Annotated in this window: 19 protein-coding genes and 5 pseudogenes; 7 read left to right on the plus strand and 17 right to left on the minus strand. The window is 53.3% G+C overall.

Annotated features, from left to right (window positions below):
- Positions 1–288 precede the first annotated feature (288 nt).
- The 4 genes and pseudogenes from A6070_RS15650 to A6070_RS13980 all read right to left on the minus strand — a co-directional run.
- Complete coding sequence (locus A6070_RS15650) at positions 289–480, minus strand: type II toxin-antitoxin system prevent-host-death family antitoxin (RefSeq protein WP_158513983.1); 192 nt, start codon at positions 478–480, stop codon at positions 289–291.
- Between the two features lie 968 nt (positions 481–1,448).
- Positions 1,449–2,177 (minus strand): annotated as a pseudogene (locus tag A6070_RS13965) (IS4 family transposase); the annotation flags it as partial.
- Positions 2,178–2,208: 31 nt separating this feature from the next.
- Positions 2,209–3,350, minus strand: a protein-coding gene (locus A6070_RS13970; protein ID WP_235605421.1) for an IS3 family transposase whose coding sequence is annotated in 2 segments (ribosomal slippage) — positions 2,209–3,092 and positions 3,092–3,350 — 1,143 coding nt in all. Because the reading frame shifts where the segments join, the coding sequence is not laid out codon by codon here.
- Positions 3,351–3,391: 41 nt separating this feature from the next.
- A pseudogene (locus tag A6070_RS13980) lies at positions 3,392–3,856 on the minus strand (DUF4372 domain-containing protein); the annotation flags it as partial.
- A 365-nt stretch (positions 3,857–4,221) separates the two neighbouring features.
- Between A6070_RS13980 and A6070_RS13985 the strand changes: the two are divergent.
- A complete protein-coding gene (locus A6070_RS13985; RefSeq protein WP_072286340.1) occupies positions 4,222–5,031 on the plus strand; it encodes an SDR family NAD(P)-dependent oxidoreductase in 810 nt (269 codons plus the stop codon).
- 491 nt (positions 5,032–5,522) lie between these two features.
- Positions 5,523–7,421, plus strand: coding sequence for a sigma-54-dependent Fis family transcriptional regulator (locus tag A6070_RS13990; protein WP_235605473.1), 1,899 nt, complete (start codon positions 5,523–5,525; stop codon positions 7,419–7,421).
- 131 nt (positions 7,422–7,552) lie between these two features.
- Here A6070_RS13990 and A6070_RS16355 read toward each other — a convergent pair whose 3' ends face one another.
- Positions 7,553–7,675, minus strand: coding sequence for a hypothetical protein (locus A6070_RS16355; RefSeq protein WP_268807510.1), 123 nt, complete (start codon positions 7,673–7,675; stop codon positions 7,553–7,555).
- Positions 7,676–7,891: 216 nt separating this feature from the next.
- On the opposite strand from A6070_RS16355, the pseudogene A6070_RS13995 reads away from it, so the two are divergent.
- Positions 7,892–8,436, plus strand: a pseudogene (locus A6070_RS13995) (PocR ligand-binding domain-containing protein).
- Positions 8,437–8,611: 175 nt separating this feature from the next.
- Here the strand turns inward: A6070_RS13995 and A6070_RS14005 are convergent.
- Genes A6070_RS14005 through A6070_RS14015 form a run of 3 tightly spaced genes read right to left on the minus strand, consistent with a single transcriptional unit; the run spans position 8,612 to position 10,619 of the window.
- On the minus strand, positions 8,612–8,857 hold the full coding sequence (locus A6070_RS14005; protein WP_072286343.1) for a type II toxin-antitoxin system RelE/ParE family toxin: 246 nt from the start codon (positions 8,855–8,857) through the stop codon (positions 8,612–8,614).
- A 41-nt stretch (positions 8,858–8,898) separates the two neighbouring features.
- Entirely contained in the window at positions 8,899–9,609 is a 711-nt protein-coding gene (locus A6070_RS14010; protein ID WP_145926375.1) for a hypothetical protein, read from the minus strand.
- 29 nt (positions 9,610–9,638) lie between these two features.
- Positions 9,639–10,619, minus strand: a complete 981-nt coding sequence (locus tag A6070_RS14015; RefSeq protein ID WP_072286345.1) for a transposase — start codon at positions 10,617–10,619, stop codon at positions 9,639–9,641.
- Between the two features lie 53 nt (positions 10,620–10,672).
- Here A6070_RS14015 and A6070_RS15655 point away from each other — a divergent pair.
- Positions 10,673–10,993: pseudogene (locus A6070_RS15655) on the plus strand (IS3 family transposase); the annotation flags it as partial.
- A 29-nt stretch (positions 10,994–11,022) separates the two neighbouring features.
- On the opposite strand, the pseudogene tnpA reads toward A6070_RS15655, so the two are convergent.
- Positions 11,023–11,253: pseudogene (gene tnpA, locus A6070_RS14025) on the minus strand (IS200/IS605 family transposase); the annotation flags it as partial.
- A gap of 475 nt (positions 11,254–11,728) precedes the next feature.
- Here tnpA and A6070_RS16780 point away from each other — a divergent pair.
- Complete coding sequence (locus A6070_RS16780) at positions 11,729–12,031, plus strand: DUF2085 domain-containing protein (RefSeq protein WP_072286347.1); 303 nt, start codon at positions 11,729–11,731, stop codon at positions 12,029–12,031.
- Positions 12,032–12,232: 201 nt separating this feature from the next.
- Here A6070_RS16780 and A6070_RS14035 read toward each other — a convergent pair whose 3' ends face one another.
- Positions 12,233–13,576 carry an IS1380 family transposase gene (locus A6070_RS14035; RefSeq protein ID WP_072285697.1) on the minus strand — a complete coding sequence of 448 codons (1,344 nt, stop codon included), beginning with the start codon at positions 13,574–13,576 and terminating at the stop codon, positions 12,233–12,235.
- 447 nt (positions 13,577–14,023) lie between these two features.
- Here A6070_RS14035 and A6070_RS14045 point away from each other — a divergent pair, with 447 nt between their 5' ends.
- A complete protein-coding gene (locus A6070_RS14045; protein WP_072286349.1) occupies positions 14,024–14,491 on the plus strand; it encodes a hypothetical protein in 468 nt (155 codons plus the stop codon).
- Between the two features lie 124 nt (positions 14,492–14,615).
- Here A6070_RS14045 and A6070_RS14050 read toward each other — a convergent pair whose 3' ends face one another.
- The 6 genes from A6070_RS14050 to A6070_RS16195 all read right to left on the minus strand — a co-directional run bounded on the left by A6070_RS14050 (position 14,616) and on the right by A6070_RS16195 (position 23,327).
- Positions 14,616–15,596 carry a transposase gene (locus A6070_RS14050; RefSeq protein WP_072286350.1) on the minus strand — a complete coding sequence of 327 codons (981 nt, stop codon included), beginning with the start codon at positions 15,594–15,596 and terminating at the stop codon, positions 14,616–14,618.
- Between the two features lie 134 nt (positions 15,597–15,730).
- Positions 15,731–18,862, minus strand: a complete 3,132-nt coding sequence (locus tag A6070_RS14055; RefSeq protein ID WP_145926376.1) for a DUF3427 domain-containing protein — start codon at positions 18,860–18,862, stop codon at positions 15,731–15,733.
- Positions 18,859–19,260 (minus strand): (deoxy)nucleoside triphosphate pyrophosphohydrolase, encoded by a 402-nt coding sequence (locus A6070_RS14060; protein ID WP_072286352.1) that lies wholly within the window; start codon positions 19,258–19,260, stop codon positions 18,859–18,861. The genes A6070_RS14055 and A6070_RS14060 overlap by 4 nt, the downstream gene beginning before the upstream one ends.
- 67 nt (positions 19,261–19,327) lie before the next feature.
- Positions 19,328–20,239, minus strand: coding sequence for a glycerol kinase (locus A6070_RS14065; protein ID WP_413788365.1), 912 nt, complete (start codon positions 20,237–20,239; stop codon positions 19,328–19,330).
- 126 nt (positions 20,240–20,365) lie between these two features.
- On the minus strand, positions 20,366–21,196 hold the full coding sequence (locus A6070_RS14070) for a DUF2726 domain-containing protein (protein WP_072286353.1): 831 nt from the start codon (positions 21,194–21,196) through the stop codon (positions 20,366–20,368).
- A gap of 232 nt (positions 21,197–21,428) precedes the next feature.
- Positions 21,429–23,327, minus strand: coding sequence for a Sir2 family NAD-dependent protein deacetylase (locus A6070_RS16195; protein ID WP_083568971.1), 1,899 nt, complete (start codon positions 23,325–23,327; stop codon positions 21,429–21,431).
- Positions 23,328–23,622: 295 nt separating this feature from the next.
- Here A6070_RS16195 and A6070_RS14085 point away from each other — a divergent pair, with 295 nt between their 5' ends.
- The gene (locus tag A6070_RS14085; protein ID WP_072286356.1) at positions 23,623–25,374 is read left to right on the plus strand and encodes an autotransporter outer membrane beta-barrel domain-containing protein; all 1,752 of its coding nucleotides are present in this window, start codon (positions 23,623–23,625) and stop codon (positions 25,372–25,374) included.
- A 633-nt stretch (positions 25,375–26,007) separates the two neighbouring features.
- Here the strand turns inward: A6070_RS14085 and A6070_RS14090 are convergent.
- Positions 26,008–26,475, minus strand: a complete 468-nt coding sequence (locus tag A6070_RS14090; RefSeq protein WP_072286357.1) for a hypothetical protein — start codon at positions 26,473–26,475, stop codon at positions 26,008–26,010.
- Between the last annotated feature and the right edge of the window lie 109 nt (positions 26,476–26,584).

A 26,584-nucleotide genomic window follows, 5' to 3' on the forward strand; every position in this document is an offset into this window, starting at 1 on the left:
TACTTTTCATATGTGAAACGAGCAATTTTTCGTTGTGGCAAGGAAATCAAGGGGTTGCGTGGAGGCGTACATCGGTACGCCGCACAAGCAAGCCTGCGGATTGACGCCGCCACGGCGGAAAAAGAGCCGTTTCCGGATGAAAACTAAATAGGTCTGTCCCGGTTTTTGATCAGGCAAGCAAAGATTTGCCCCTTATCCTTTAAAATCACAGTAGAGCCGATGGGACCTGCGCAATAAAATCTTCGATCTCGGACAGGCAAGCCAACGCATGCTCTGCCCAGAAAATTGTCATCGAGAGCGCCTCTGCTCACGAGCCGAGGCCAGTCTCGCCTTCAACTCCTCGGTGTCCATAACGCGCCCGCTCTGTGAATCATCGAGACCCGCCGTCAACGATTCGATGAACCGCCACTGCTCCCTGATCTGATCATATTCACCAGAGGAGATCAGCACCGCCGGAGGACGCCCATGTTGAGTAATCACAACGGGGCCGTCCAATTGTTTCAGGTACCGGGTGCATGAGCCTTGAACTCCCCAAGCGGGACTACACCTTCGGAAATACGAATATCTTTCATCCGAAACCTCTCTTCCTGTCGGCATCACCCAAAAACATATCCTTTCTTTGATCCGAATTCAGGTTTGTTTTCAAGTGAAATTTCAGAAAGGCTCCATTTTAAGAGTCTGGCATTAAAAGCCCTGGCCTAAGGGCGCTAATGGTTTGTATCCATCCGGAAACTCTGGATGGATACAGCGTAGTTTTCATATGGGAAACGAGCAATTTTTCGTTGTGGCAAGGAAATCAAGGAGTACCCTTGGTCCGACCCTGCGGCCCCCACGGGAAAACATTTCAAGATAAAACAAAGACAATACTCTTCCAGGTTGGGGATACCTACAAAAACAAAAGACGGTGTCATGGGGCTGGGATATTCGTCCCGGAGTGGGATGGACCTCCCACAATGGGACAAAACCGACAAGTGAGCTAAGCGAATCCATTTAAATGGCGTTTACATCAAAAAAAATAAAAAACTCAAAAATCTATTTAACAACAAATATTTATACGAATCATTTTTGACTAAGACGACTTGTATTGACAAAATTTTTCCCGATCGGCATATCGATTGCTAATGTCGATAATATAATTCGCAGAACACTATTTAGATATTCTTTATTGTTAAGAAAATGATCTTTATTTGAAAACCTTTTGATTGAAAATTATCTATACTATCGTAAATCAATTTTCTTAGCTTTATATTTTCGCAAGAATTTTAGGAAATTGTTTTTGAAATTTTGAACGCTTATTTAATTATTATTGAAAACCCTTTGCCATAATCACCGAAATTAACGCATCAATGGTTTTAGGACAAAAGTTTTTCTTGGTCTTTGCTTTACAATAAATAATAATATTTATTTATACTTTTTTATGTAATAGACATTCAGTAGTGTCCCAACGTTTAGTTGAATAAAAACAACTGGTTATCGTTTTCCATTGATGCGGCTGTGTAATCCGCGTCAACAAGTAGCTGATTTAACTGAATTCTCTCGAACGAGGTTACGCTTAATATCTGTAAAATTGTGTAGAGACTGGCCTCGATCTTGAGCCGTTTTTTCATAATGGCCACCAGCAGATAAACGGTTACTGCGATCCAGATCTGGGTTTTGACCGCATTTTCGCTGGTGCCGTAAAAACTCTTAATCCGCAGGTTCTGTTTGATCCAGCGGAAGAACTGCTCGATGTACCACCGGCGACGATAAAGCAAAGCAATCGATTCCGCCGGGAGCGTGAAGTTGTTGCTCAGAATGACGATGGTTTTGTCGGTCTCCAGGTCGCGCACTCTGACGCGACGTAGTTTCTCCGGATAATCGCGTGTCGCGTAATGCCCGGTTAACTTGAATGTTTGATCGCAAAGCAACCCGGTTTCTCGGTTTACGGGAGCGGAATAGAGTCGCCGGAAGGCCATGTTCTTCTTGGCCCGAATGACAAAGAAGGCATGGGCCTTGGTCATCCGATAAAGACGAAAATAGTCGAGGTAGCCACGATCCATCACATAGGTGGCTCCGGCTTCCAAAGGCAGATCGTCGAGAACTGCGACCTCGTGCTCTTTGCCGTCTGAGATGTAAATGAACGTAGGAATGCTGCCGCGCAGATCCAGAAGGGTGTGTAGCTTGATTGCGCTCTTGGTCTGATCTGTCAACACTTTTCCGGACACATGATTACGCAGCTTTTTTCATGGCCTCAAAGACCAGCGGAGCTTCGTTTCCGTTGGCGGAGTGACGCCGCTGGCGATTGTAAAACACTTCGATGTACTCGAAGATCGACGCTCTGGCTTCGACGCGGCTTTCGTAGTCGCAATGATGGACCAGTTCAGTTTTCAGAGTATGGAAAAAACTCTCAGCGACAGCATTGTCCCAGCAATCACCCTTTTTGCTCATGCTGGCCAAAATGCCGTGGGTGAGGTGAATTTTCCGATGGCTCTCAGAAGCATATTGACTGCCGCGATCACTGTGAAAAATCAGGCCCCGGGCTGGCTTGCGCTTCCAGATCGCCATTCGCAGGGCATCATTGACCAGCGCGGCGTTGATCCGTGAACCCATGGCCCAGCCGACCACGGCCCGAGAGAAGAGATCTATGACAACGGCCAGGTACAGCCAGCCTTCACGCGTCGGAATATAGGTGATATCGCCGACATAAGCGGTGTCGGGCGTTTCGACGTTAAATTCGCGCTCAAGCAGATTAGGCGCAATGGGCTTGTCATGTTTGGAATTGGTTGTCGGCTTAAATTTGCGCTTGGTTTTGACCGCCAAACCTTCTTCCTGCATGAGCCGGGCGATGCGCCGGCGGCTGATGACCGTACCTTGCTTGTCCAGATCGTCTTTGATTCGCCGGGTGCCATAGGTTTTTCGGCCTTTTTCGAATACCCCTTTGATTTGGGGGCGAAGCGCGTCATCGGCAAGGCTGCGGTTGCTGGGCGCTCGGCTCAAGCTCTCATAGTAGCCGCTTCGGGAAACTTGCAGAACACGACACATGGCCTGGACGCCGAATTCAGTCTGCTGTCTCATCCAGGCGTACTTTACCGACTGTTCTTTGCAAAGTACGCCGCCGCTTTTTTTAGGATGTCACGCTCCTCTTTGAGTTGGGCAATTTCGCGCCGCAAGCGCTTAAGCTCTTCGTAGGGATGCTTGTCCCCCGCGCCTTCTTCGTCCACGGTTTGGGGCTGATGATACTTTGCAACCCAGGTATACAGAGTGTTCGGATTGACCCCCAGCGCTCTGGCCGTCTGGGAAATCGGCTGATCAGAATCGACGGCCAACTTCACGGCGTCTTGCTTAAATTCTGGCGAGTACTTCGATGGCATCGGACACACCTCCATGGTCAGGTATTTTGCCTCATTTTGTGTGTCCGGGATAGTGTAGCCACATCAGTCTGCCGAAACTCGGCCCATGGAAACAGCGTCAGACACAAATCGATTGTCGTTGCGTCCAAGGCATAGGCGGCCTGGTCGAGTTCGATGCCAAAATCCTCGTCCAGGTAGAGGCTGCGCGCCACCGGAATGAGGCTGTGAGCCAAGTCGGCATAAATTCGCCAGTCGCGGACCTTGTTGGCGTTGGCCAGAGTGTTCCTCGATACCTGGCTGCGGATGCCCATGTGATAGAGCTTGTTGCTCTGTGCACGAAGACAGGCTTCGATATCGCGCAAGCTTTCGCGATACGTCAGTTGGGCGAAGGCCATACAGAGAAACTGGTCGAGACAGGTGAATGACTTGACCTTGCGGTTTCCCTGGTAGCGTTTCACGCATTGCCGAAACGTGTGCAAGGGAAGATGGTCGATGACTTGAGAGAAAACCAGCTTGCCGGTGGCCATAGCACAGCTCCTGTCGTGAGGTAATGCAACCACACGCAGGATGATGCTGAAGCAGATTTTGTTTCAAGTCGATAACAGCCATTTTTTCTCGATAGTTTATTTATATCAGTTAGTTATGAACAATTTTTGATTTAACGTTGGGACACCACTGATAGACATTAAATTGTTCGCTGATAAACACAATAATTGTTCATATTAACCAACTTCAAATATCATAAAAACAAAAACCAATAGAAAAAAATTATTTAAAATAACATATCTTCTACGCTGTAACTTATTAAATTATTGATAATTAAATTTTTTAGTCTTTTTAAGGGGCAATGATGCCCACTGTGTCAACCAACAACATGGAAAGGATTCACCAAATGGCAGACAAGAAACTAGCAGGCAAGGTTGCAATTGTAACGGGATCGGGCCGTGGCATCGGCAGGGCCATCGCCATGCGGCTGGCGGCCGATGGGGCTGCCGTGGTGGTTAGCGATGTCATGGCGGACAACATGAACAAGGTTGCGGCCGAGATTGAAGCTGCCGGCGGCAAATCGCTGGCGGTTGCCTGCGATGTGACCAACGAGCAGCAAGTCAATGCCCTGGTGGAAAAGGCCGTGGCAAAATTCGGCAAGCTGGACATCATGGTGGCCAACGCCGGCATCGGCATCGTCAAGGTCGGTCTTGACCATACCCCCGAGGATATCGACAAGCAGCTTGCAGTCAACGTGAAGGGCCTCATTCTTTGTGACAACGCCGCCGCCCGGCAGATGATCAAGCAGGGCAACAAAGGATATCTGGGCAGCGGCGGCAAAATCATCAACTGCGCCAGCATCGCCGGTCACGCCGGGTTTGCCTTCCTGCCTGTCTACAGTGCTTCCAAGTTCGCCGTCAGGGGCTACACGCAAGCCTTTGCCAAGGAAATGGCGGAACACAAAATTACGGTCAATGCCTACTGCCCCGGCATCGTCGGTACCGATATGTGGGATCTCATCGATGAAAAAATCGGTGCCTACACCGGTGCGGCCAAAGGGGAAACCCTCAAGGCCTATGTTAACAGCGCCATCCTTGCAAAAGAAGTCGGAAAACCGGAGCAGGTTGCCGGTTACGTATCCTTTGTCGCTTCCGATGATGGCGATTACATGACCGGCCAGTCGGTCATGATCGATGGCGGAATTATCCTGGTCTAAATATTTCTCGTCTCCCCCCCTTTGCTGCTTTCGGGGCGGGGCGAGTAGTCCCCCTCCTCCTCTAACTGCCAATAGAGGGGAGGGGGACCTCTTCCGCATCTCCAGCACAAGCAACGGGACCCTTGCACTCGATTGGGCCTGCGCATTTACTGCGAGACGGCAAAGTCAGCGGCGGGATGATGAAAATAATAATCACTGAATATGAAATACCGATGGCAATGTCAGGTCACATCTCTGCAGAACAACGCCTTGCCAAATAGCGTTTGACAATAATATACCCCTAAATTTATAGTACTTACATCACGCCTTAGCCCAAAGCAAGCATCGGCAACCCCTCATGACAGGTTGTTACTGACGCGTACTTTTCGGCAGCCATGACTCTCTTAAATAAAAAACATCATATTGAGAAAGTCTACTCAGCGGTCGCCCAAACCAACTGCGCCATGACTGACTCTGTTGACGCACCGGTGCTCTGTTCCTGGCAGCGCAGCATGAATCAGCACGGCATCGATCCCGCCGATGCAGCTCAGGTCAGAATACTTACCGAACGTGAGTTTAAGGAACAAGCGGAGGCAGCCGAGGACTTTTTGCGCATCGCACGGCCTGGAGTCAGGGATCTCTTCCATCAGGTCTCGGCCCACGGCTATTGCGCCCTGTTGTGCGATCATAACGTCACGACACTTGATTGGCTCGGTGATGATCAACAGGTCCGGGAATGGAAGAAAGCCGGCCTCTACCTTGGCTCGATCTGGGCCGAAGAAGAAGAAGGAACCTGTGCCGTCGGTACCTGCTTAGTCGAAAAGCGACCCATAACCATCCACAAAGGCGAACACTACCGGGTCATCAACGCCGAACTAACATGCTCTGCGGCACCGATTCTCAACCCCTTTGGCGAGATGCTGGGTTTGGTTGATATTTCGGCCCTCCATTCGCCTGCCTCCAAGGATAGCCAGTATTTTGCATTGCAACTGGTCAAACAAACTGCCCGCCTCATCGAGGCGGCTTATTTTTATCACCAATTTGAAGATCAGTGGGTGTTATGTATCTGCAATAATCGAGAAATGGCCGTGGTAAACAGGACCTGCCTATTGGCCCTTGGCGGCGACGGGATCGTGCTCGCTGCCGACCAAACGGCACGGCAACAATTTGGCGGTGGAATTTACAAAACGATGATCGGCCGCGATATCGAAGACATCTTCGACATAAAATTTGACCAATTGATCGACCTTGCTGGTAAATCAGAAATGGTATGGCCCATCCGGACCATTACCAATGGTGCCTATTACTTCGCCACGTTGCGCTCACCTCAAGCTATTGCCCTCAAGTCGATTCAGATTCGCCCCTCCCAAAAAACCAAGGTCACGCCACCCAAGGAACTTTCCGCTGCCGAGCCCCTGAGCCTTGACCTTTTGGCCGGAGCCGACCACCGATTGAAAGAGATTGTTACCCGTATCAAGCGGGTCCTGGACAAAAACATCCCCATACTACTTAACGGTGAAACCGGTACGGGCAAGGAGGTATTCGCGCGCGCGATTCATAATGCCAGCAGTCGGGCCAACAAACCGTTTGTCGCGATCAACTGCGCGTCGATTCCCGAGTCGCTTATCGAAAGCGAACTGTTTGGTTACAAGCCAGGAGCCTTCACCGGGGCGCTCAACAAAGGCATGCAGGGCAAGATTGTGCAATCGAACGGTGGCACCTTGTTTCTCGACGAAATCGGTGATATGCCGACCAGCTTGCAGCCCCGGTTGCTGCGTGTTCTCGCAGAAAAAGAAATCACTCCCCTGGGAAGCACCAGTCCCGTACCTGTTCATTTAAATGTGATCTGCGCCACCCACCGCAACATCCAGGACATGGTGATCGAGGGTAGTTTTCGGGAAGATCTCTTCTACCGACTTAAAGGCATATCCTTTGTCCTGCCGCCGCTGCGTCAGCGAACCGACCTCGCTCAGCTTATTCAGATGGCCCTGGCGATTGAGGCAAAAACGGAAATCGGCGCGATCTCCATCGACAAGGAAGCACTGAATCTGCTGACCCGCTATGACTGGCCAGGAAATATCCGCCAGTTGCGTAACGTTTTACGCTATGCTCTGGCCATGTCCGACGGTGACCGCATCACCTCGACCAATTTGCCCGAGGAGGTTGCGAATCAAGAACGGCCCGCTTTGCTATCGCATATTGAAACATCCGCACCTAAAAAAATGCAGCCCGTGCCACAAAGAGAGCAGTCGTGGAGCCCGATGGAACAGGCCGAGAGAACGATTATCCTGGAGTCTTTAAAAAAGCACCAATGGCAAGTTGTTAAAGCGGCAAAAGAAATCGGCATCGGTCGATCAACCTTGTATCGAAAAATAGAAAAGTACGACATTGTGCCGCCAAACAAACGTTAACGCCCAATCACTGTCGACAAGATCTGAACCTGCAAACAATTCCGTATAAACATCCCCCCGATTATCGTCTGCAATCTATCGCCTTAAACCTCTTCTTATCGACTTACCTCCAGTTCTTGCTATCGGGACCGTCAACCTTCACCGACCGACAGCCCGTTTTTACTCAAAACAGCTGCACTGATGGCTTCATCGACCGGCCAATCACCCATTTTTTGGTTCTGGTATGAAACAGTTTCTGCTACAATCTGGCCCAAAGCATCATCTCCTTGGTAGTAACAGGTTGTTTGGCGACAACTTACCCCGTTTCAGTTGCCAATGCTTTTATGCAATTGTTTCAAAGACTTAAAGATATTTCCAAAGCATTGCCACCGGCTGTACCGAACAGCTCGAAAAAACCCATGAGCGATCTTGTTTTTTCCCAAATAATTCCAGAAGACCGACTGCAACAATTTTTGGAAACGCAGTGTCGGATGCTCAGGCTACCCTGCGCTATCTTCAACAACAAAGGAACGATGCTCGCCTCCGTCGGTTGGCAAGAGATCTGTACGCACTTTCATCGCCGCCATCCCGAGACCTGCGCCCTTTGCCGGGAAAGTGACGCCCACGTCGAGGCCCATATCAATAACTGCCCGAACGGGTATCTCACCTACCCCTGCCTAAACGGGTTATGGGATATTGCCATGCCGATTTTTATCGAAAACCGGCATTTTGCGACCTTCTTCACCGGCCAGCTCTTCTACGACGACACCCCCCTGACCGCGAATTTTTCCGCGCCCAGGCAGCCCGGTACGGTTTCGACGAGAAGAAATACCTGGCAGCCCTGGATAAGGTACCGATCGTAAGCCGTGACCATATCCACAACGCCATGACCGACCTTCTCTCACTGGTAAAAATGATCACCGAAATGGGATTGGAAAACCTGCGCCTCGTTCAGGAAATACAGCAGCGCGACAAATTGGAACAGGAGGCCTCCTGTCTCCGCTTTCTGGTTAAGAACACCCGCGATTCTATCTAGCCATAAGGGCTGACAGATGAAGCGAAAAGACCTGCTCCTTGCAAATCAGTCTCAAACGGGAATTGCAAGCCTGTTTTTGGCGAGGAAACTCAAGGTTTTCGCTAAGAAATCGGGCATTTGCTTCAATCCGCCCTCATCTGTACACTGGCAAGAACGTACCGGCAGGGTTTCCCCTTTAGCGGTAAACTTCGTCATGACTGCCGATATCGAGAAGCACAATCTCCTGATGGAAGAAGATCAGTGTCAGGGTGATGCGGTAACCGTAGGTCAGGCTGCCGGCATGGCAACCCGCGAGCTTGCCGGTCGGTGAATGGAGTTCCAGGTAGGATTGAAAGGGATCTTGCTGCAGGTCGGACAACACCTGGGCCAAAGGCGGTTTCAGGTCCGGATGTTTTCGCAGAAACTTACGCGCCTGACACATCTTACAGCACTTGACAGAACGGGACCGTTTCGTGACAGGTACTATTTCAGTTCGTTGACTAGTTGTGAAAACTTTTTCTCAAAAAAATCGATTTCTTTTTTTGAGGTGGAATCGAATTGTTCAATGAGCAGTTTTACGTATTCTTTCCTCGCAAGTGTTAATTTCGGTTGTAGTAAAGACTTATCTTTTCTTGCTATTGCTTCATCGATATCTTTTAAGGTGATGTATTTTGCAATAATTTCAAGTAAAAAATCGAATTTTTTATTTAATTCAAATGGCTTGCAAGCACTTCCTGTGAATTGATTAAACTCCTCTTCGAGTATTTTCCAATTTTTGTGCTCAGGTGAAATCCCCTCAAATATCTCTGGAGCTACACAATACATGTCTTTTAACGTGCCCATGCATTGAACGCATGTTGCATATCGTTGAATAGCCATATTTGTCGTTTCTTCAATCCAGCTCTCTCCTGCGATACTAAGAAATTTCGTTTCAAATTCAGACATCTCTGCATAAGAGGAGCCTGGTATCAAAACAAGTAGGCTGAAGAGGATGATAATCTTATTTTTCATCAATTCTACCCTAAGGTGTATGCATGGCCAGTTGACGTTCCCCCGTTCCTGATGATAGGGAGCCAGTGATGCAAGGTTACAGAGCTTCATGGAAAGGCTGCTTGGCGTTCGTCCGAGCTTTGCTGCCACCGCAACAACCAAAAGGTTCCCATGACGAAGTTGACCAAACGGCAGCCCCACCACCTGTATGCCTAAGGGGACGTTCTTGAAAATTATAAAATCGTCTTTAATTTTTTTCTCAATTCCGTCCCTTCCTGAAAAATAGACTCCCCTCTGTTGGCGGCATGCGAAACAGCGGCGGGGGTATAAGCCAAGATCGGGCCAACATCGACCCCTTTTAAACCCCATTTCCTGATCGCCACATAGCAAATGACCGCTTTTGCCCCGGCAAGATTTCGATTTTTACCCGACTGACTCAGGGCTGCGGGTTCGACGCCATAATGGCTCGCGACCAGATCCATGAGCTCTCTAAGAGAGCGTTTCTCTCCGACAGGGAACTGGTCGGCATGCCGCAAAACCCGTTCAACAAAATCTCCGCCCCCCAGAACGCGATCATCGAAAAGGCTATCGTCGTCGAGATCAGGATCGAGATCCAGGCTGGCCCGTTTACCGCCAGCGGAGAGGTTGGCCGAAGGGGCGTCTACTCCGTCGGCGATAAAACGGGTATACTGTTGCCTGGCTGCCCTGAGGCGCTTGGCGAAAAGCGGCAGAACCTGCCTGTCGTTAATCACCGACCGAAAAGTTTTGCCCAGCAGTTCGCGATGCCCGCACCAGGGATAATCTTCAAGGGACTCAACCGATTTCACGATGCCGGCCCGCAGCGGATTCAGGTGGATGTACCTCACCAATTCCAGAAGATAGACATCCCCGTCGCAGACAATCGATTTATACCGATTCTGAAACAGATGCCCGACACGGCCGTGCCGCAGGTTGAAAACCACGGCGTAGCCGGTCAGCAGGCGACGCATGAATTGGGAAAGCTTGGTGGCACTCGGCTGCAACAAGAGATGAAAATGGGAATCAAGCAGCGCCCAGGCAAAGCAATCCGTCTCCGTCTCGGCCAGCAACCGTGAAAGGCGGGAGAGGAGCTCCTCGCGATCTTGATCATCGAGAAAAATCGAACGTTTTTCAATTCCTCTGACGATGACATGGTGTAAAAGGCCGGGGAAATCTATGCGGGATTGTCTGGGCATGAGGGGAGATTACCATAGGAATTTATATTTATCAAGAACGTCCCCTTCGACTTCGCAAGCCAGCCCGGGGCCTGATTTTTCACAGTGATCGCGGCAGTCAATATGCTTCTGAGAGCCATCGGAAAATTCACCTCACCCACGGCATTTTGGCCAGCATGAGCAAAAAGGGTGATTGCTGGGACAATGCTGTCGCTGAGAGTTTTTTCCATACTCTGAAAACTGAACTGGTCCATCATTGCGACTACGAAAGCCGCGTCGAAGCCAGAGCGTCGATCTTCGAGTACATCGAAGTGTTTTACAATCGCCAGCGGCGTCACTCCGCCAACGGAAACGAAGCTCCGCTGGTCTTTGAGGCCATGAAAAAAGCTGCGTAATCATGTGTCCGGAAAAGTGTTGACAGATCAACCTGAGCTACCGCATACTTTGGCGGGATCGAGATATACACATGGACGTGATCAGCGCACAAATGTCCTTCCAACACCTGACTCTCTCGTTGCCGGGCCAACTCTCGGATGACCTCCCCAAGATGTCGCCGAATCCGACCATACAGCACCTTTCGGCGATACTTGGGTATCCAAACAACGTGGTACTTGCAGTCCCAAACCGAATGACTTAGGCTTTGGGTGTGTTTCATCGAAAGCCTCCTTCTCTGAGAACTTTGAGCGGTTCACAGACGGGAGGCTTTCATTTACTCCCGGAACTGTCAAACTTCTGAGGTCCCCCGGCAAAGCCGGGGGTTTCCTGTTGTACTCAATACCTCGATTTTAGGGACTACCCACCGCGTGCACAGGTGGTTCAAGGATTTAATTGATAAGAATCCTCCAGAAGTTGTCACGAATAATTGTGTGGGTTTGAAAGAAGTCATTATTGGGTTCAATAAGGACGGCGGCGTCTTTACCTGAGCATCTGGCAGCGCTAACCAAAAGGTCAACCGGACTGGCTGCTTCCCGAAGAAGGCGCTACTAAATCGTACCGGCGCGAAGCAACCGGTTACCATCACGTTAGCGGCCATAAAACACATGCCATTGCTACATCATATATTTCAAAAAATTGCCATTTTTTTATTCGTTGACAGTGTGTGGCTGCATAAATATTGGGGGTGTCATCGGATGGCCGACCGTTCTTTTTTTGTCCTAGGTCGTCAATTTCACATCTGCGCACGATGTACGGGTCTATTTGTGGGCTTGCCATGTTCGCTTCTACTGTTGCCATGGCGTGAAGATTTGGCTTATGTATTTGGTGTGTTCGCGTGCTTATTAGTCGCTGACGGCCTTACACAGTTCATCCGCTGGCGAGTTAGTAATAACAGACTTCGTTTCTTCACCGGTTTCGGCACAGCAGTTACTTTTTTTCCAACAGTACTATCAATCGGGCCTGAATCAGTGAGAAGCCAGTCTGCACCTCTCGGGTAATGCTCGCGTAGCCATTTTCGCGAGACACTTTGCCTGTGACGCCACCGCCTTGAACCGTTTTTCCGGTCAGGCGGGGCCGTTCTTTGACAATTCAGCTGATTCTAAGGCGATGTTGAGCGGGTTCTCCTGTTTCTGGGCGAGCGGCATTGGCCACACCCTCGGTTGCGGTTTTTCAGAAGCTATGCTGTGCCGGCTGGAGCCTTAGCCGTACGCAAACCGGGCGTAGGTTGTTGCAAACGACGCGGCCTGATCGTGGGCATGACAACTGAACCGCAGGGTCAGGCCACGACAATGGCGGATCAACCGAGCGGCGCAGTAGATCAGGTCCTGAATCACCGTCTTGATCCGCCGCCGCTGCTTGGCGCGTTTCGCCTGGGCCTTGCCCATCAGGCCGACCTGGCCCACGGCCCGCAGGATATTGTAGGCCAGGGCCGAACAACTCATGACCAGGGCATTGGTGGCGAACTTGCCTGACGGCAACCGCTCCAGGTCCATGTCGCTCTTGAGTTCGGAATGGTACTGCTCGCACAGCGCATGCCCCTTGTAAAACTCGATCACCTTGTCCTTGGCGACGGTCAGGTTGGTCCACCAGCCCTCGATCATGACGTCGGGGACCAGCAGCGGCGTGCCATCCTTCTCAAAGTAGCGCTCCGTGGCCCGCAGCACACGGCGGACTTTGATGGTTTTTTCCTTGCCATCCTCGTCCTTGTAGGTGCGCTCGACGATTTCCGTCATGATGGCGATGCGGCCCTTTTTGTCCTGTTTGATCATCTTGCCCTTGGCGAAGACCTCGCTGGCTCTGGCCGGCACGTCGGTTCCCCGGGGATTCCACTTGACGATGAAGTCGACCCGCTCACTGACCAAGGTCACCAACGTCATGATCGCATCGTGGGCGCTGTCCAGCCGCACCAGCAAGGGGGCCTCGGTCAATAGCCGGCTCTTGTGGATGGCCCGCAACAGAAAAGGGACGAAACCTTCCTGGGCATGCTGGGAGCCGGGGCGCTGCTCGATCTCCAAGCACCACCCCTCCAGGCCAAGCCAGGCTGCAATCGGTGCAAAACCGTTGAACTTGCGGTAGGTCCAGGAGACACCCTCTTTCTTGGTGTTGGAGTTGTCCTGTGTGAAGACGTCCAAATCCAGCGGCATGTGACCCGCTGGCAGCGTGGACAGCGCGGCCTTGGCCTTCTTCAGCAACTCGACGGTGCAGAGGTTGACGATGGGGCGCACCGCTTCGGCGACCTTGTCCATGCGCTGGCGCAGGGTTTCGGGGGAGGGCACGTTCTGCACTCCCAAGGCCGCAGCAAAGAATTCATCATCCTCCCAGAAGGGGCGGATGGCCTCGAAGTCGCTCTTGCCCTGACAGAGCAGCCCGAGATAGCAGCGCAGCACGTCGGCGGTGGCGATCCCTTGGCAGGGCGCGGCCTTGGCCACCCGAGAAGCGAGCGTGGTGTAGCGGTTGACGGCCAGTCCGACCAGGGCCATGCCGGACTGGGAGGTGTAGAATTCGCTGTCGGACTGCTCGATAGTGAACCGCGGAAACGTCATGAAAAAATCTCCTTGGGTGAATTTCGAAGCGGTTCGATAGTAGCAGAAAAGCCCAACAAAATCAGCTGATTGTCAAAGACCAAACAAGAAATTACGATTACAAACTCACTGATTCAGGTCGGGGGCTTCTAAATGGCGCAATTTAAAACACTTCAGTTTCCAAACACTCCCGCAGGGCAAGCGGAAAAAAACAATGTACTGGGGCGAGAGACCAATCAAGGGTGGCTAGTTGTCTCGGAAACCATTGCGCCCGGTAAACTTAAGGGTGGGAATGCTTGCTGTCTATTCTTAATCTGCGCTCCGTTCGCATTTTTCGCTGGGCATAAAGACGACATAATCACAGTCACGCTACAAAAAGACTGATGGCCGCTAACCCGTCAGTCGAGAGGGACTTCGCAAAAGCGCGCAGCCCCTCCCTTCTACGTTAGCTGAAAAAGGATCAGTCCGATGGATCTATCAGTCCCGGTTGTACTTGAATCACTCGCCAAAGCGGGCGCAGCTGTAAAAGCGCTGAATACTTGGTTGAAAAAAGCCAACGGGAACTCACGAGCCCTAATTGGGGAGCTCAAGGATAATCTCATCTACCTTGATCTAGTGGCGCAAGACGAGGTCGAACTTTCAGAAGTCATCGAAAAGATCTCCGTTGCGGAATACAAGCGATTAAGCAAAGAGGGATTTGACTTCAATGCGCTAAAAAGAACAAAGGTCAAACAGTACCCATCTCTTGCAAGCACTGATTTAGCATCGTGGCCGGGGAAAGAGACGCAAGATCTCGTTGAATCAATTTACGAGAAGATCAACGATCTTAAGATCAGGTATCCGCACGTGAAAAACAATTCCAAGTATCGCTGGCCCACGCGTGTCCAAAACATCCGAAAACGAGTCTGGTTGTTGTTGAAGCATGTCAACAGCTAACAAGGAGGTCAAGCCGTTCGCCTGCGGCTCACTCGGACGCTCAGCACTCCGCGCCTGTTCGCGCATGGCTTCGCCATTGATGTTCGATCAATCGCTCCTATGCCTAAGGGGACGTTCTTGAAAATTATAAAATCGTCTTTAATTTTTTTCTCAATTCCGTCCCTTCCTGAAAAATAGACTCCCCTCTGTTGGCGGCATGCGAAACAGCGGCGGGGGTATAAGCCAAGACCGGGCCAACATCGACCCCTTTTAAACCCCATTTCCTGATCGCCACATAGCAAATGACCGCTTTTGCCCCGGCAAGATTTCGATTTTTACCCGACTGACTCAGGGCTGCGGGTTCGACGCCATAATGGCTCGCGACCAGATCCATGAGCTCTCTAAGAGAGCGTTTCTCTCCGACAGGGAACTGGTCGGCATGCCGCAAAACCCGTTCAACAAAATCTCCGCCCCCCAGAACGCGATCATCGAAAAGGCTATCGTCGTCGAGATCAGGATCGAGATCCAGGCTGGCCCGTTTACCGCCAGCGGAGAGGTTGGCCGAAGGGGCGTCTACTCCGTCGGCGATAAAACGGGTATACTGTTGCCTGGCTGCCCTGAGGCGCTTGGCGAAAAGCGGCAGAACCTGCCTGTCGTTAATCACCGACCGAAAAGTTTTGCCCAGCAGTTCGCGATGCCCGCACCAGGGATAATCTTCAAGGGACTCAACCGATTTCACGATGCCGGCCCGCAGCGGATTCAGGTGGATGTACCTCACCAATTCCAGAAGATAGACATCCCCGTCGCAGACAATCGATTTATACCGATTCTGAAACAGATGCCCGACACGGCCGTGCCGCAGGTTGAAAACCACGGCGTAGCCGGTCAGCAGGCGACGCATGAATTGGGAAAGCTTGGTGGCACTCGGCTGCAACAAGAGATGAAAATGGGAATCAAGCAGCGCCCAGGCAAAGCAATCCGTCTCCGTCTCGGCCAGCAACCGTGAAAGGCGGGAGAGGAGCTCCTCGCGATCTTGATCATCGAGAAAAATCGAGCGTTTCTCAATTCCTCTGACGATGACATGGTGTAAAAGGCCGGGGAAATCTATGCGGGATTGTCTGGGCATGAGGGGAGATTACCATAGGAATTTATATTTATCAAGAACGTCCCCTTGGAACGCACTCGACCTTAACTTGTTCATGGTAGGTAATGATCATAGTGGCCTATTTTCCTAGGATTCAACGTTATTGATTTGATAACTTAACCACCCCGCCGATTATCCTCAAACATCTCCACCGGCATCGGATACCGCAACCGCCACACCATTTTGATCGGCCGGTCGCTCTCGTAACGCACCATATCCACCGGCCCCAGATAGGTAAACGGCACCGTGACGCCATTGCGTCTCTTCTGGTCACGGGCAAAGACCAGGATCGTGTAACCCCGCTCCCGATGGTGAATCAGGTTCTGCCCGTCCGTGTGATGCTGCGCGGTATTCGCCTGTGACTCCCAGTGCATAAGCTCCCTGCTGATGGGGTAATCGGCGTACATGGTACTCGGTGAGAACTCCTTCTCGGTCTTCTGAAAGGTGACCAGCAGCACATAGGTCTTTACGTCAGCAAAGTGGAACGAGCCGACACCGGTCTGCCCGGCTGTATCCAGATTTGCCCGGCCGAAGACCGCCTGAATCTCCTTGCCGCCGTAGTGGGCGTGCAGCTCCAGCGGACAAGCGATGGGGAGTTGCGGAATCAGGCCGCTGACCTCGGTGGTGTCCTGCGACCAGGCAAGGATTTCGTCCAGGTCAGCCAGGATCGAAGGATTGCGTGCCAAACGGCGGAACGCATCGTCCAGAGAGGCGATGCCGAGCTTGCTCCCCTTGTCTCCCCACAGCCGATAGTACACCGACATGACCGCATCCCCTGCCACGGCCAGCGCCTCGTCAATGGCACCCTGGGCAACCTTGGCAAGCACCTGCCGCAACCGGGTAAGCTCCGCTGGACCATTGATGAAGGAGGCGCGCAACAGAGTCTTTTTCAGCCGTGCCAAATCTGGATCGGCGGGGATCGGCGCCAACTGAGCCTTGGCCTTCCATCCCGACCAGGATTCCCTGGCCAGGAGCACTTCCGGTTCGTAATCGTGGTAGCGGATGAAGTTGCCGAAGGTCAGCTCCTGGCCGCTTTCGCTACTGAAGGTCTGCAGCCGATCGGGCACCTGCACGGCCAGGCGGCCGAGGTTCTCCTTGATGTTCTCCAGCACGTACTGCCGGGAGAGGCGGTCGAGCTGAATGGAGCAGCCGGCCGGGAGGTGGGGGAAATCCTGCTCCACTTCCTTGTCGATGGAAAACCGATGCCGGGGGAGGAGCGCTTTCAGCTTGGTGTCGACCCGGTAGCGGCGGTGGGCCTGACCGACGAAGTCGAGCACGGTGAGGCAGTCCTTGCCCGGAGCATGGCGCAGGCCGCGCCCGAGCTGCTGGAGAAAGACGGTCAAACTCTCCGTAGGGCGGAGGAACAGCACCGTGTTGACCTCCGGCACGTCCACCCCTTCACTGAGTTTGTCCACGGTAAAGAGGAAGGTGAGGCGGCCGCTTTTCAAGTCAGCCAGCAGCTCCCGGCAACGATCACCGTCCACCCCGGAAACAAAGGCAGCGGCAGGGATTCCCAGGCTCGTGAAGGACTCTGCCATGAACTCGGCATGCTTGATGGTGACACAGAAACCGATCCCCTTGAGGGCGGTCAGATCGGGCTCGTAGCGATGGAGCGCTGCAATGATGGCATCGACGCGCTGTTTGGCGCGGACGCTATCGAGCACATAGACGTTTTCCAGGGCCGAGGCATCGTACTTGCCGTTGCGCCAGAACTGCTCGCCGTTGATGGCGATCGGGTCGGCCACGCCGAAATAATGGAAGGGACAGAGGAGCTTTTCCTCCAGAGCTTCCGGAAGGCGGATCTCGGCGGCGAAACGATTGCCGAAATCGGCGGCCACGTTATCACCGTCCATCCGTTCCGGGGTGGCGGTTAGGCCGAGGAGAATCTGCGGGGCAAAGTGGTCGAAGAGCGCCCGATAACTGCTGGCGGTGCCGTGGTGGGCCTCGTCGGCCACGATGTAATCGTAAAAGCCGCTCCCCACCTGTTCCCAGAGCCGTCGGCTGTTCAGCATGCCGACGGAGCAGAAGAGGTGCTCCAGGCGAGTGGCCTGAAACTGACCGACCTGCAGTTCTCCGAAATTCTGGTCACGCAGGACATGGGCAAAAGTGGTGCGGGCCTGCTGGAGAATCTCCTGGCGATGGGCCACGAAGAGCAGCCGGGCCTGCTTCTGCTTCTGATCGAAGAAGCGCTTGAAATCGAAGGCGGCGACCACCGTTTTGCCCGTACCAGTGGCGGCGATGACCAGGTTGCGCCAGCGACCATGGGAAGTGCGCTCACGTTCCAGCGCCTCCAGGATGCGTTCCTGAAAGGGGTGCGGGCGCAAATCGAAGAAAACTGCCGGGCCATTGGTGTTCCCATTCTTGCCGCGAGCAATGGCTGCACGAAATAGCTCCGGCCGCGCTGGATCGAAGGAGACGAACTCGCGGCTGTTCCAATAGGTCTCGAATTCGACGGAGAACTTCTCCAGGATATGCGCCATGTCCTGCGCCGTGACCTTGAGGTTCCATTCCAGGCCGCTGGTGATGGCCGCCTGGGACATGTTGGCTGAGCCAATGTAGGCTGTAGAGAAACCGCTGTTGCGTTTGAAGTGATACGCCTTGGCATGGAGCCGGGTGCGCTCGGTATCGTAGGAAACGCGCACCTCGACATTCGGCAACCGGGCCAGCCACTCCACGGCCGGGGCATCGGAGGCCCCCATGTAAGAGGTCGTGATCAGGCGCACCGGCACCTGCCGGTCACGCAGGTCCTCGAAGGCCGGCAGCAGCAGGCGCAGTCCCGACCACTTGATGAATGAAACGAGGATATCCACCCCATCGGCGGAGCCCATCTCTTGAAGCAGTTCATGGGCTAATTGAGGTTCTTGAGGGGAGCCGGTAAAAAGGCTGCTTTCAGCTAACGGGGTGTGGGGACGAGGGATTCCTGATTTTCCATAATTGGGCGGGGTGATTTCTAGCAGGAGAGGCTTTTCTCTTGGGGCAAGTCGATGTTTTTCAAGGTGTTCTTTCCCCGGATCTTGAGCAACTTGGGCTAGAATCCTGTTGCAAAGCGCAAGCCGTTTCTCCGGGTCGGATTCCTCTCTTAGTGCTTGTTCCAACACCTTTGCAACAAATGCGGAGTAACGACCAGGCTGCTCTTCTGGGACAATTTTCCCGAAAACAGACCTTAGCTCCGGGTGTTTAGCTAAAGCATCACTTAAATACTCATCAATAAGTGCGTCGTAGATGCCATGGGGAAACTGTCCACTCACGACTGAACCCCACAAGCTACAAGATAGGAATCAACGACGGGCAAATCTGCTTCAGCCCAGTCGAGACAGTGAAGTTCTCCCGCTGGCAACCAAGCCAGGGCTGCGTGCTCGTGAAGAACAATCTCCTCCGTCTTGAGCGAACAGATAAACGGATAAAGCGTAATCGCAAACTTCTGATAATTGTGGGTGCTGGCAGGAAGGCTCTCTTCGATGCCAACCTGAATGCTCATCTCTTCAAGCAATTCCCGCCGAAGGCATTCCTCAGGAGACTCTCCCGGATCGATCTTTCCACCGGGGAACTCCCATTTGAGCGGCATACTCATGCCCTCGCTCCGTTGGGCGGCAAGGACAAGGCCGTCACGTTCGATGATGGCGCAGGTTACGTGAATGTGTTTCATATCCAATTTTACCTATTGATATCGTCTTGATTTTTATTCCAAATCAACCAACGCTTCACGAAGATAATCAATACGCTTGAACACCATACTTCAACAATAACCGGGGCAATATATCGTCTATATTTTGCACTTCCTTATCCTGAAGCTCGATAAGGTTGAATCCATATTTTTTATAGATCTCAATTTTCTTTGCCTTTCTGGCGATGTACTTTTGGTCGTTCTCATACCCCCAATATTCAATGTAAACTTTTCCTGTCGGGATATAAAAATCTGAATAAACATCTTCCTCTATCGGCAATTTTCTTTCATATGCATGGACGATTTCCGCCATGTATAACCAATTATCGATAAGCATTTCTGCCTTGGACCGAACAAAATGGCCATCAGCGCTTCGGTGCTTTGCCTCAAATTTATCTCTAAATCCCACTGGTTCCGTTTCAGAGTCAGTGCCATTGTCGACAGCTTGGGCGGGTTGGGTATCATCTGTCCCTTTGACCTGACCAATCGTTTCAATGAGCGACTTGGATTCAATAATCAAATCAGGCCAACGAACGTAGGGTATCCCAGATTTTCTATCCTCTGCCTGAATGCCACCTTGTTTTTTCCCTTGCTCCGTGACAATCCAACCTTTAAGGCCTTTATTCAGCCAGCCGAGTTCCGAAAGGATAAAGTTGATCTTGTTTGCCGATAATTCAAAGGCTTGCCCGATGGCTGTCGCCGTGAGCAAATTTGGGGAAGGTTTGTTCTCGGTGGTATTTGGAGGGTTGAGGTTGAGATCTTCCGGCCAAACTATGTACTTTCCATATTGTGGAGATTCTTTATAATCCCCGCCTGCTTTTTCTCCCTCTTTTGTCAAAATCCACTTTTCCTCGTCCTTTTCAATGAGGCCGAGGGCCAACAAATTTGCAAATAACTCTTTTGTGGGGATATTGAGTATTTTTGCTAGTGCCGTTGTTGATACTTGTTTCACCAACCCTATCTCCTCTAAAGCCTATTGAACCGGCTATACACCGCTAACAGGTGGCAGCCGAATAATCCCTTCTCTGTGCTCCTTAAAAAATCACTGATCATGCAAAAGCTTATCCGGCAGCTCAATCAAGAAACATTAGCCAATGATCTGAATCTTCCGGCACTTCGGAAACGCCGAACACGCCCAAAACCACTTGCCGGCATTCGGTCCTTTCTTAGCCAGCCGTTTCACCATCGGGGCACTGCAAGCCAAACAGATGGGCGGTACCTGCTCACTTGCTTGCTCTTGTGCTAATCCAACAGCCACATTTTCGGCAGACATCTCTTCCAACACCCCCTGCCCCTCCTGCACAACACCCGACAAGGCCACAGGTTCAGAAACCACCGAACCCAAAGAAAGGACCTCCGCCAGCTTCGTCGTGACCTCCTGCACCGAATACCCCTTGCAGACGGCAAAGTGCGCGATGGGAATACCTGCGGTGCTCAGAGCCTTGTCGACAAACGCATCCCTTGCGCTCCGGTCCTTGCGCCGATGGGAGGCATCGTCCAGTTCCACCACCCCCGCCACAGCCAGGGTGTCCGGCTGACAAAGAACAAAATCGACGTGTTTCTGGTGAATGCGATTCCAGGCTCCGGTTCGTTGACTGCGAGTGAGGCCTTTGGCCGGCTGGATCAGATCCCCCAGGCGGACTTTGCCCATAACGCGGAATTGCCCCGCAACCGCCTGTTCCAAGACCCCGAAGAAGGAACGTTCCGCCGGACTGAATAATTTCTGCCGGGCTTCATATGTCGCTTCTTCCGATGGGCCCTTGGACTGCTTCTTGAAAAGTGCAGCTATCACCGCCAGGACAGCGAAGATAGCCAGCAAAAAAAGTAGACTGTTCATGGACCTCCAAAAAAACAAAAACCGCCCGCGCCTCACCAGCGCCGAGCGGTTTTTAAAACTATACGATAATCCCCCGAACAATCATTCCATCCTCCGAACATTACAAATACCAGAGGCAACAAAACTCCATAAACAAGGATTAAAATAACGCCAGGTTTTTCTTGGGTCAACAATTCTAATGATGTTAGAACGTCCCTTGTCAGAGGTCGTTGGGTAACTGGGGATCGGAAGCGTTCCATCCGCACGGCATCCCGGGCAATCCTGGCATCGATGCCGGAATACTACTCATGGACAAATGAAGTCTCTGCATGATTTATCCTCGCAAGGACTCCGCCACTTCCCGGAAATAGGCGTCGAGGTCGCGATCTACAAAATAACGGTGGGGTGCTGGTGGCAGCAGCACCGGTCCACGGTTGACGACGATGGTGGTGGCTTGCGTCTGATGCGGGAGGAACGAGGCGGGGGTGACCTTGAGGGAGGAACCGAGCACCAGCAGCAGATCGCACTGCCTTACCAGCTGCTCGGCCGGTGAGTAATGGTCGACCAGTTCGCCGAAAAACACGATGTCGGGCTTGAGTACGCCGTTGCAGCGGGAGCACAGAGCCAGCGGGGGTGTGGGACTGGCGGCCATGGCCTGCTGCCACCAGGCGTAGCTGAGGTCCGCATACTGTGTGCCACAAGCAGTGCAGGTGGCACTGCGGTAGGAGCCGTGCAGTTCGATAACCTTGCGGCTGCCGGCCTGTTGGTGGAGGATGTCGATATTCTGGGTGATCACCCCGGCCAGGCAACCCGTCTGTTCCCGTTCAGCCAGCCAGCGGTGGGTAAAGGTCGGCCGGATATCCTTCACGGTGTCGACGAAATCCCGCGAGAATTCGTAAAAATACTGCGGGCTGCGCCGAAACCAGCCGATCTCGAAGACCTTCTCGGGATCGTACCGCCGGGTTACATACAGCCCCTGCGGTCCCCGGAAATCCGGGATGCCCGCTGCCGTGGAGATGCCGGCACCGGTAAGAGCAACCACACAGCGGGCCTGCCGGATCAACGCGGCGCAGCGTACCGGCTCAAGTGACTGAATTTTTACCATCGAGAGTGGCCCTTTCTGAGACCAATGCCGATTTGTCCATCTCGTTTTTATCCGGAGCTTCCGGATGGACCCTGTCTCGTATTCATTGTCAGTGGCCCGTCGGCGCCTACCCCCCTGAAACCGTACCGCCTCGTCAAGAAGAACCGTTTTTCTCACCCGGTAATCATGCAGAAGCGATTTTTCCCGAGGGATCGATTCCAATTCGGCAAGACCCAGAAATTGGGCGAAACATTCGAGAGTGCGCAGAGTGTAGCAGGTGCGCAGCTCCTGCTCCGGATCGTATGCCGATGCGGGTGCCATCTCGTCAAGCAGCATGGGGAATGCCTGCAGAAAGTGGTCTTCGTAAAAAGCCGCATCGCGCCATTGATCGCCGTGGCGGTGCAGCAGAAACAGGGTGAAAAGGAAGGCCTGCTGCAAAAAGGGAATCTCCGGGTAGCGGTCCCGGTAGGCCCAGTTGAACTTTTGCGTGTAAGCCCGCAGCAGGAGCGGATGGATGGCGGCGTATCCGTTGTGGGAAAGAAGGTTGCGGCAGTTGCGGCTGAGGATGAAACGGCCTTTGTATTTGCGCAGCAGTCCCGCCGCCTCGGCCACCAGACGGGTGACGTGCAGGTCGAAGAAATCCTCTTCCTTGTTGATATTGCCATACCGCGTCCGCTCGCGGCAGGCCTCTTCGCCGAAGTAAGCGAGGGCCGCCTCCCGGCAGAAATGACGCGGCAGGTTGCCTTTGGCGGTGGGCTTCAGCCCCTGCTCGCCGACGGCCTCCGCCAGCAACCGGAACAGGGTCAGGATCGGTGCCACGGGCTCCGCGGACAGGATTTCGGAAAAACGCACCAGGCCCGGCGAATCATAAGGGTCGTAGAGCAGCTGATGCATCTGCTGCGCCGACAGGCCGGCAAAATCGGCCACAGACTGCTGGTTGCGCTGCTGCATATGGGTCTTGAGGAAGGCGTTGGCCTCTTCGAGCGATTCGAAATCGCGCCCTTGCAACGCCTGACGGATTTCAGCAAACATGTCCGCCGGGGTCTGACCAGAGGGGGCATCCCGGCGCTGGCCCAGGCAGCATTTCTTGTACTTCAGTCCACTGCCGCAGGGGCAGGGATCGTTACGGCCGACTTTGTCCTCCGCCATAAGGATTTTCTCCCGGCATAGCCTTGTTGGTCTCAAACCGCACCGACGCAATGCTGTGCGGACCTTTGTTTGACAGAAAGTGTAAATGAAATGCGGGTTTTCAACAACGTGGGAATGGATCTGCCCGGCGTGTTTATTTCACGTTAGTATCCATCCGGGGTTTTCGGATGGCTATTAGCTTAAAATAACCGTGTTTTTTTTGATGATGTTATGCTAAATTTCTGACCATATATCTAATGAGCTTTCTTGGTTTTTCCCAAGATTAAGGCAGTTTTTATTGTGAGGAGGTACAGACATGAAAACCACCGTTTTGAAAAAGTGGGGGCTGGTCTTATCGGCCTGCCTGCTGTGGGCCGCTCCGGCGGCGGCCGTCGGAAACTACACGACCATTTTTTCGGAGAGTTTTGACGACAGTCCCTTCGTCGACCGGGGCTGGACCACCCAGGATCTGCAGGGCAGCGGCATGACCTGGAGCTGGTACAGCTCAGTTTCAACATTCCGCCTGTCGAGCGACATCAGCTCCGGTGGCGTGGTTGGGGCCGATTCCGACGTTCATTACAACTATTACTGGGATGCGGCGCTTGTTTCGCCCGCCATCGACCTTGGCGCCGCGCGCGAGGTCATCCTGAGGTTTGCCGGGAATTTTCAGACTTTTGCTCTATCAGATAGAGCATTTCTTGATATCAGCACCGACAGCGGCGCCACCTGGACCAATCTGGCAACCAAAAACAGCGACGACCCTGCCGGCGGGCTTCTTCAAGAATTTTTTCTGAACGACTATCTGGGGCAGACGGTACAACTGCGCTGGCGCTATGTCACCGGCGGCACCTGGGAGTGGTTCTGGTACCTGGATAACATCCTGGTGTACGCCATGCTGGGGGTCGAGTTTCCGTTTGCACCCGCCACCGCCAACCAGGCGGCGATTCTCGCCAGCCTTACAGGGCTGACCGAGGGTGCCGAAGGGCAGACGCTCGATGACCTGCAGGCCCTGGCCGATCTCGGCGATGGCGCGTTTCAACGCGGTCTGGACGCCCTTTCGCCCGAGCCTTACGCCGCGCTGCGCGATGTCAGCCTGCAGTTGACCCGGCGTTTTGCCGGCATCGCCCGAAGCCGCACCGAACGTCTTGGCGACAGCGCCCGCACCCTGGCCGGCATGCCGCGCCATTATGCCGCTGCCAACAGCGTGATGAGTGATGTGGATTACATCGCTGGCGAAGACAGTAACGGACTGTGGGCACAGCCGTTCCTGCTCAGAGCGGACCAGGACGGCAGCGGTGGCCGTTTCGGCTACCGGCACAACGCCTACGGTTTCGTGCTCGGGTTTGACCGCCGCATCGGCTCCAACGGCCTGGCAGGAGCCTTCTTCGGCTATGGCAACGGTGATGTGCGTTACGACACGGTCAACGCCGATACGGACCTGGACAGCTATTGCGGCGGCCTCTACAGCGGCTGGAAGCTCGGCCGTTTCGATGTCGATGGCGGCGCCTCCTGGACGCGCAACCGCTATGGCACCGAACGCGCCATCCAGCTCGCCGACGGCACCCGCAAAGCCACCTCCAGCCATGATGGGGATGAAATTTCCGCGTGGCTCGGCGGCGCCTACCACTGGCTGCGCCTCGGCGCCTTCGAACTGCAGCCCATGGCCTCCTTGCAGTACGCCTACTACGACGGCGAAAGCTTTGACGAAAAGGGCGCCGACACCTTCAATCTGCATGTCCGGGGCACCGATGCCCACTCCATCGCCTCGCGCCTGGGTTTGCGCCTGAGCAGCGCCTTCAGCTACGAAAAACAGCACATTACCACCGAAGTGCGCGTGGAATGGGCTCATGAATTCGGTGAAATCAACCGCCAGGTCAGCGCCAACTTCGCCGGCGTGGAAACCTTCACGGTAGACGGCATCGAACCGGAACGGGATGCCGCCATCATCGGCCTGGGCGTGGCCAACAATTTCACCGACCATCTGTCCATGTTCGTCAACGGCGACGTCGAGTTGCGGGATGATTTCAATGGCTGGCAGATTGCCGCGGGGATGCAGGGATCGTTCTGAATTCGGCGCAACAGCGTTTTTGAAATAAAAAGGAAATTGCAAGGAGCGGACTCCAACAGTCCGCTCCTTTTTTGATGTTGGTAATTTTCCCCGGCCGGCGCTTTACTCACCTCCCCCCCCGGCTCCTGGCCCGCCTGCAACGGCGTCACAAGGGGGAAAAGACGGCAAACCGGGTTTGCCGTAAACCAATCTCGCAGCGCCGGTTTCCGCAACAGCCCAACTGAAAACTGGCGACGCACTACCGATACGCAAAAGCCCTACGCAGCGCAACCCCACCAAACGGGCAGCGCCGCTGACACAAGGCAGCACCCTTGGAGCCGGAGCCTATCATAATGGCGATAGCCGACCCTACGTCCTTTCTTTCCATACTTTCTTTAGACGAGTAAAGAAAGTATGCCGGCTGCCGGCCGGGACCGGCGAAGTTGAAGTAAAAGATTTTGACCTGAGCTCGCAGCTTACAGCTTACAACTTACAGCTCTCAGTTCTAAACCTTTAACTTCAATACCGCGGGGTGGCGCCCCCGCCCGGCGCTGCACTCCGGCCGCGTCACAAAGGGAAACAAGGAAAGAAATCCATATCCTTCAGCACCAAAACCAACGGGGAAGAGCACTGCCGCCCTTCCCCGTTTCCTTATCAACCTTTATGTTTATGCCCCTTCCCATTGCCCTTGCCATGGCCACGCCCATCGTCCTGCGGATAATGAGCCCTGCCCTTGTAATGATGTCTGTCCCTTCTGTAATGGGCATATTCCGCATCCCTTGCACGGATGATGTCCCGATAACGTTTTTTGGCCAGCCCGGGCGGCAGATGCCGGGGACCGACACCCTGCCAGGGGCCATTGTAGCTCGCGCCCCGATACCAGCGGCGATCCTTGCAGACATAGTAGCTGCCGCCGACATAGAACATGTCATAAGGCACCCCTACGGCAACATGAAAGCCAAGTTCGGCGGGCGCCAGGAACACGGGGGGCTCGTGCACGACGACGGGACGGGCGCCGTGGCTTCCGATGTGCACATCGAGGCCGAAGTCCACGTCGGAGGCCTGGGCGACGGACGTTCCCATCAGGGCAACGGCCAGCAACAGAAAAAGCATGTGTCTCATTTTCGGATCTCCTTTGCAATGCAGGATAAAAATGAACTTCTACCGGAAGAGCACGATTCATGCCGCCGGGGATGAATGAAACCCCGGTCGATGGCTTTGGCAATTGAGA

This window comes from Syntrophotalea acetylenica (genome assembly GCF_001888165.1).
GTDB classification, from domain to species: Bacteria; Desulfobacterota; Desulfuromonadia; order Desulfuromonadales; family Syntrophotaleaceae; genus Syntrophotalea; species Syntrophotalea acetylenica.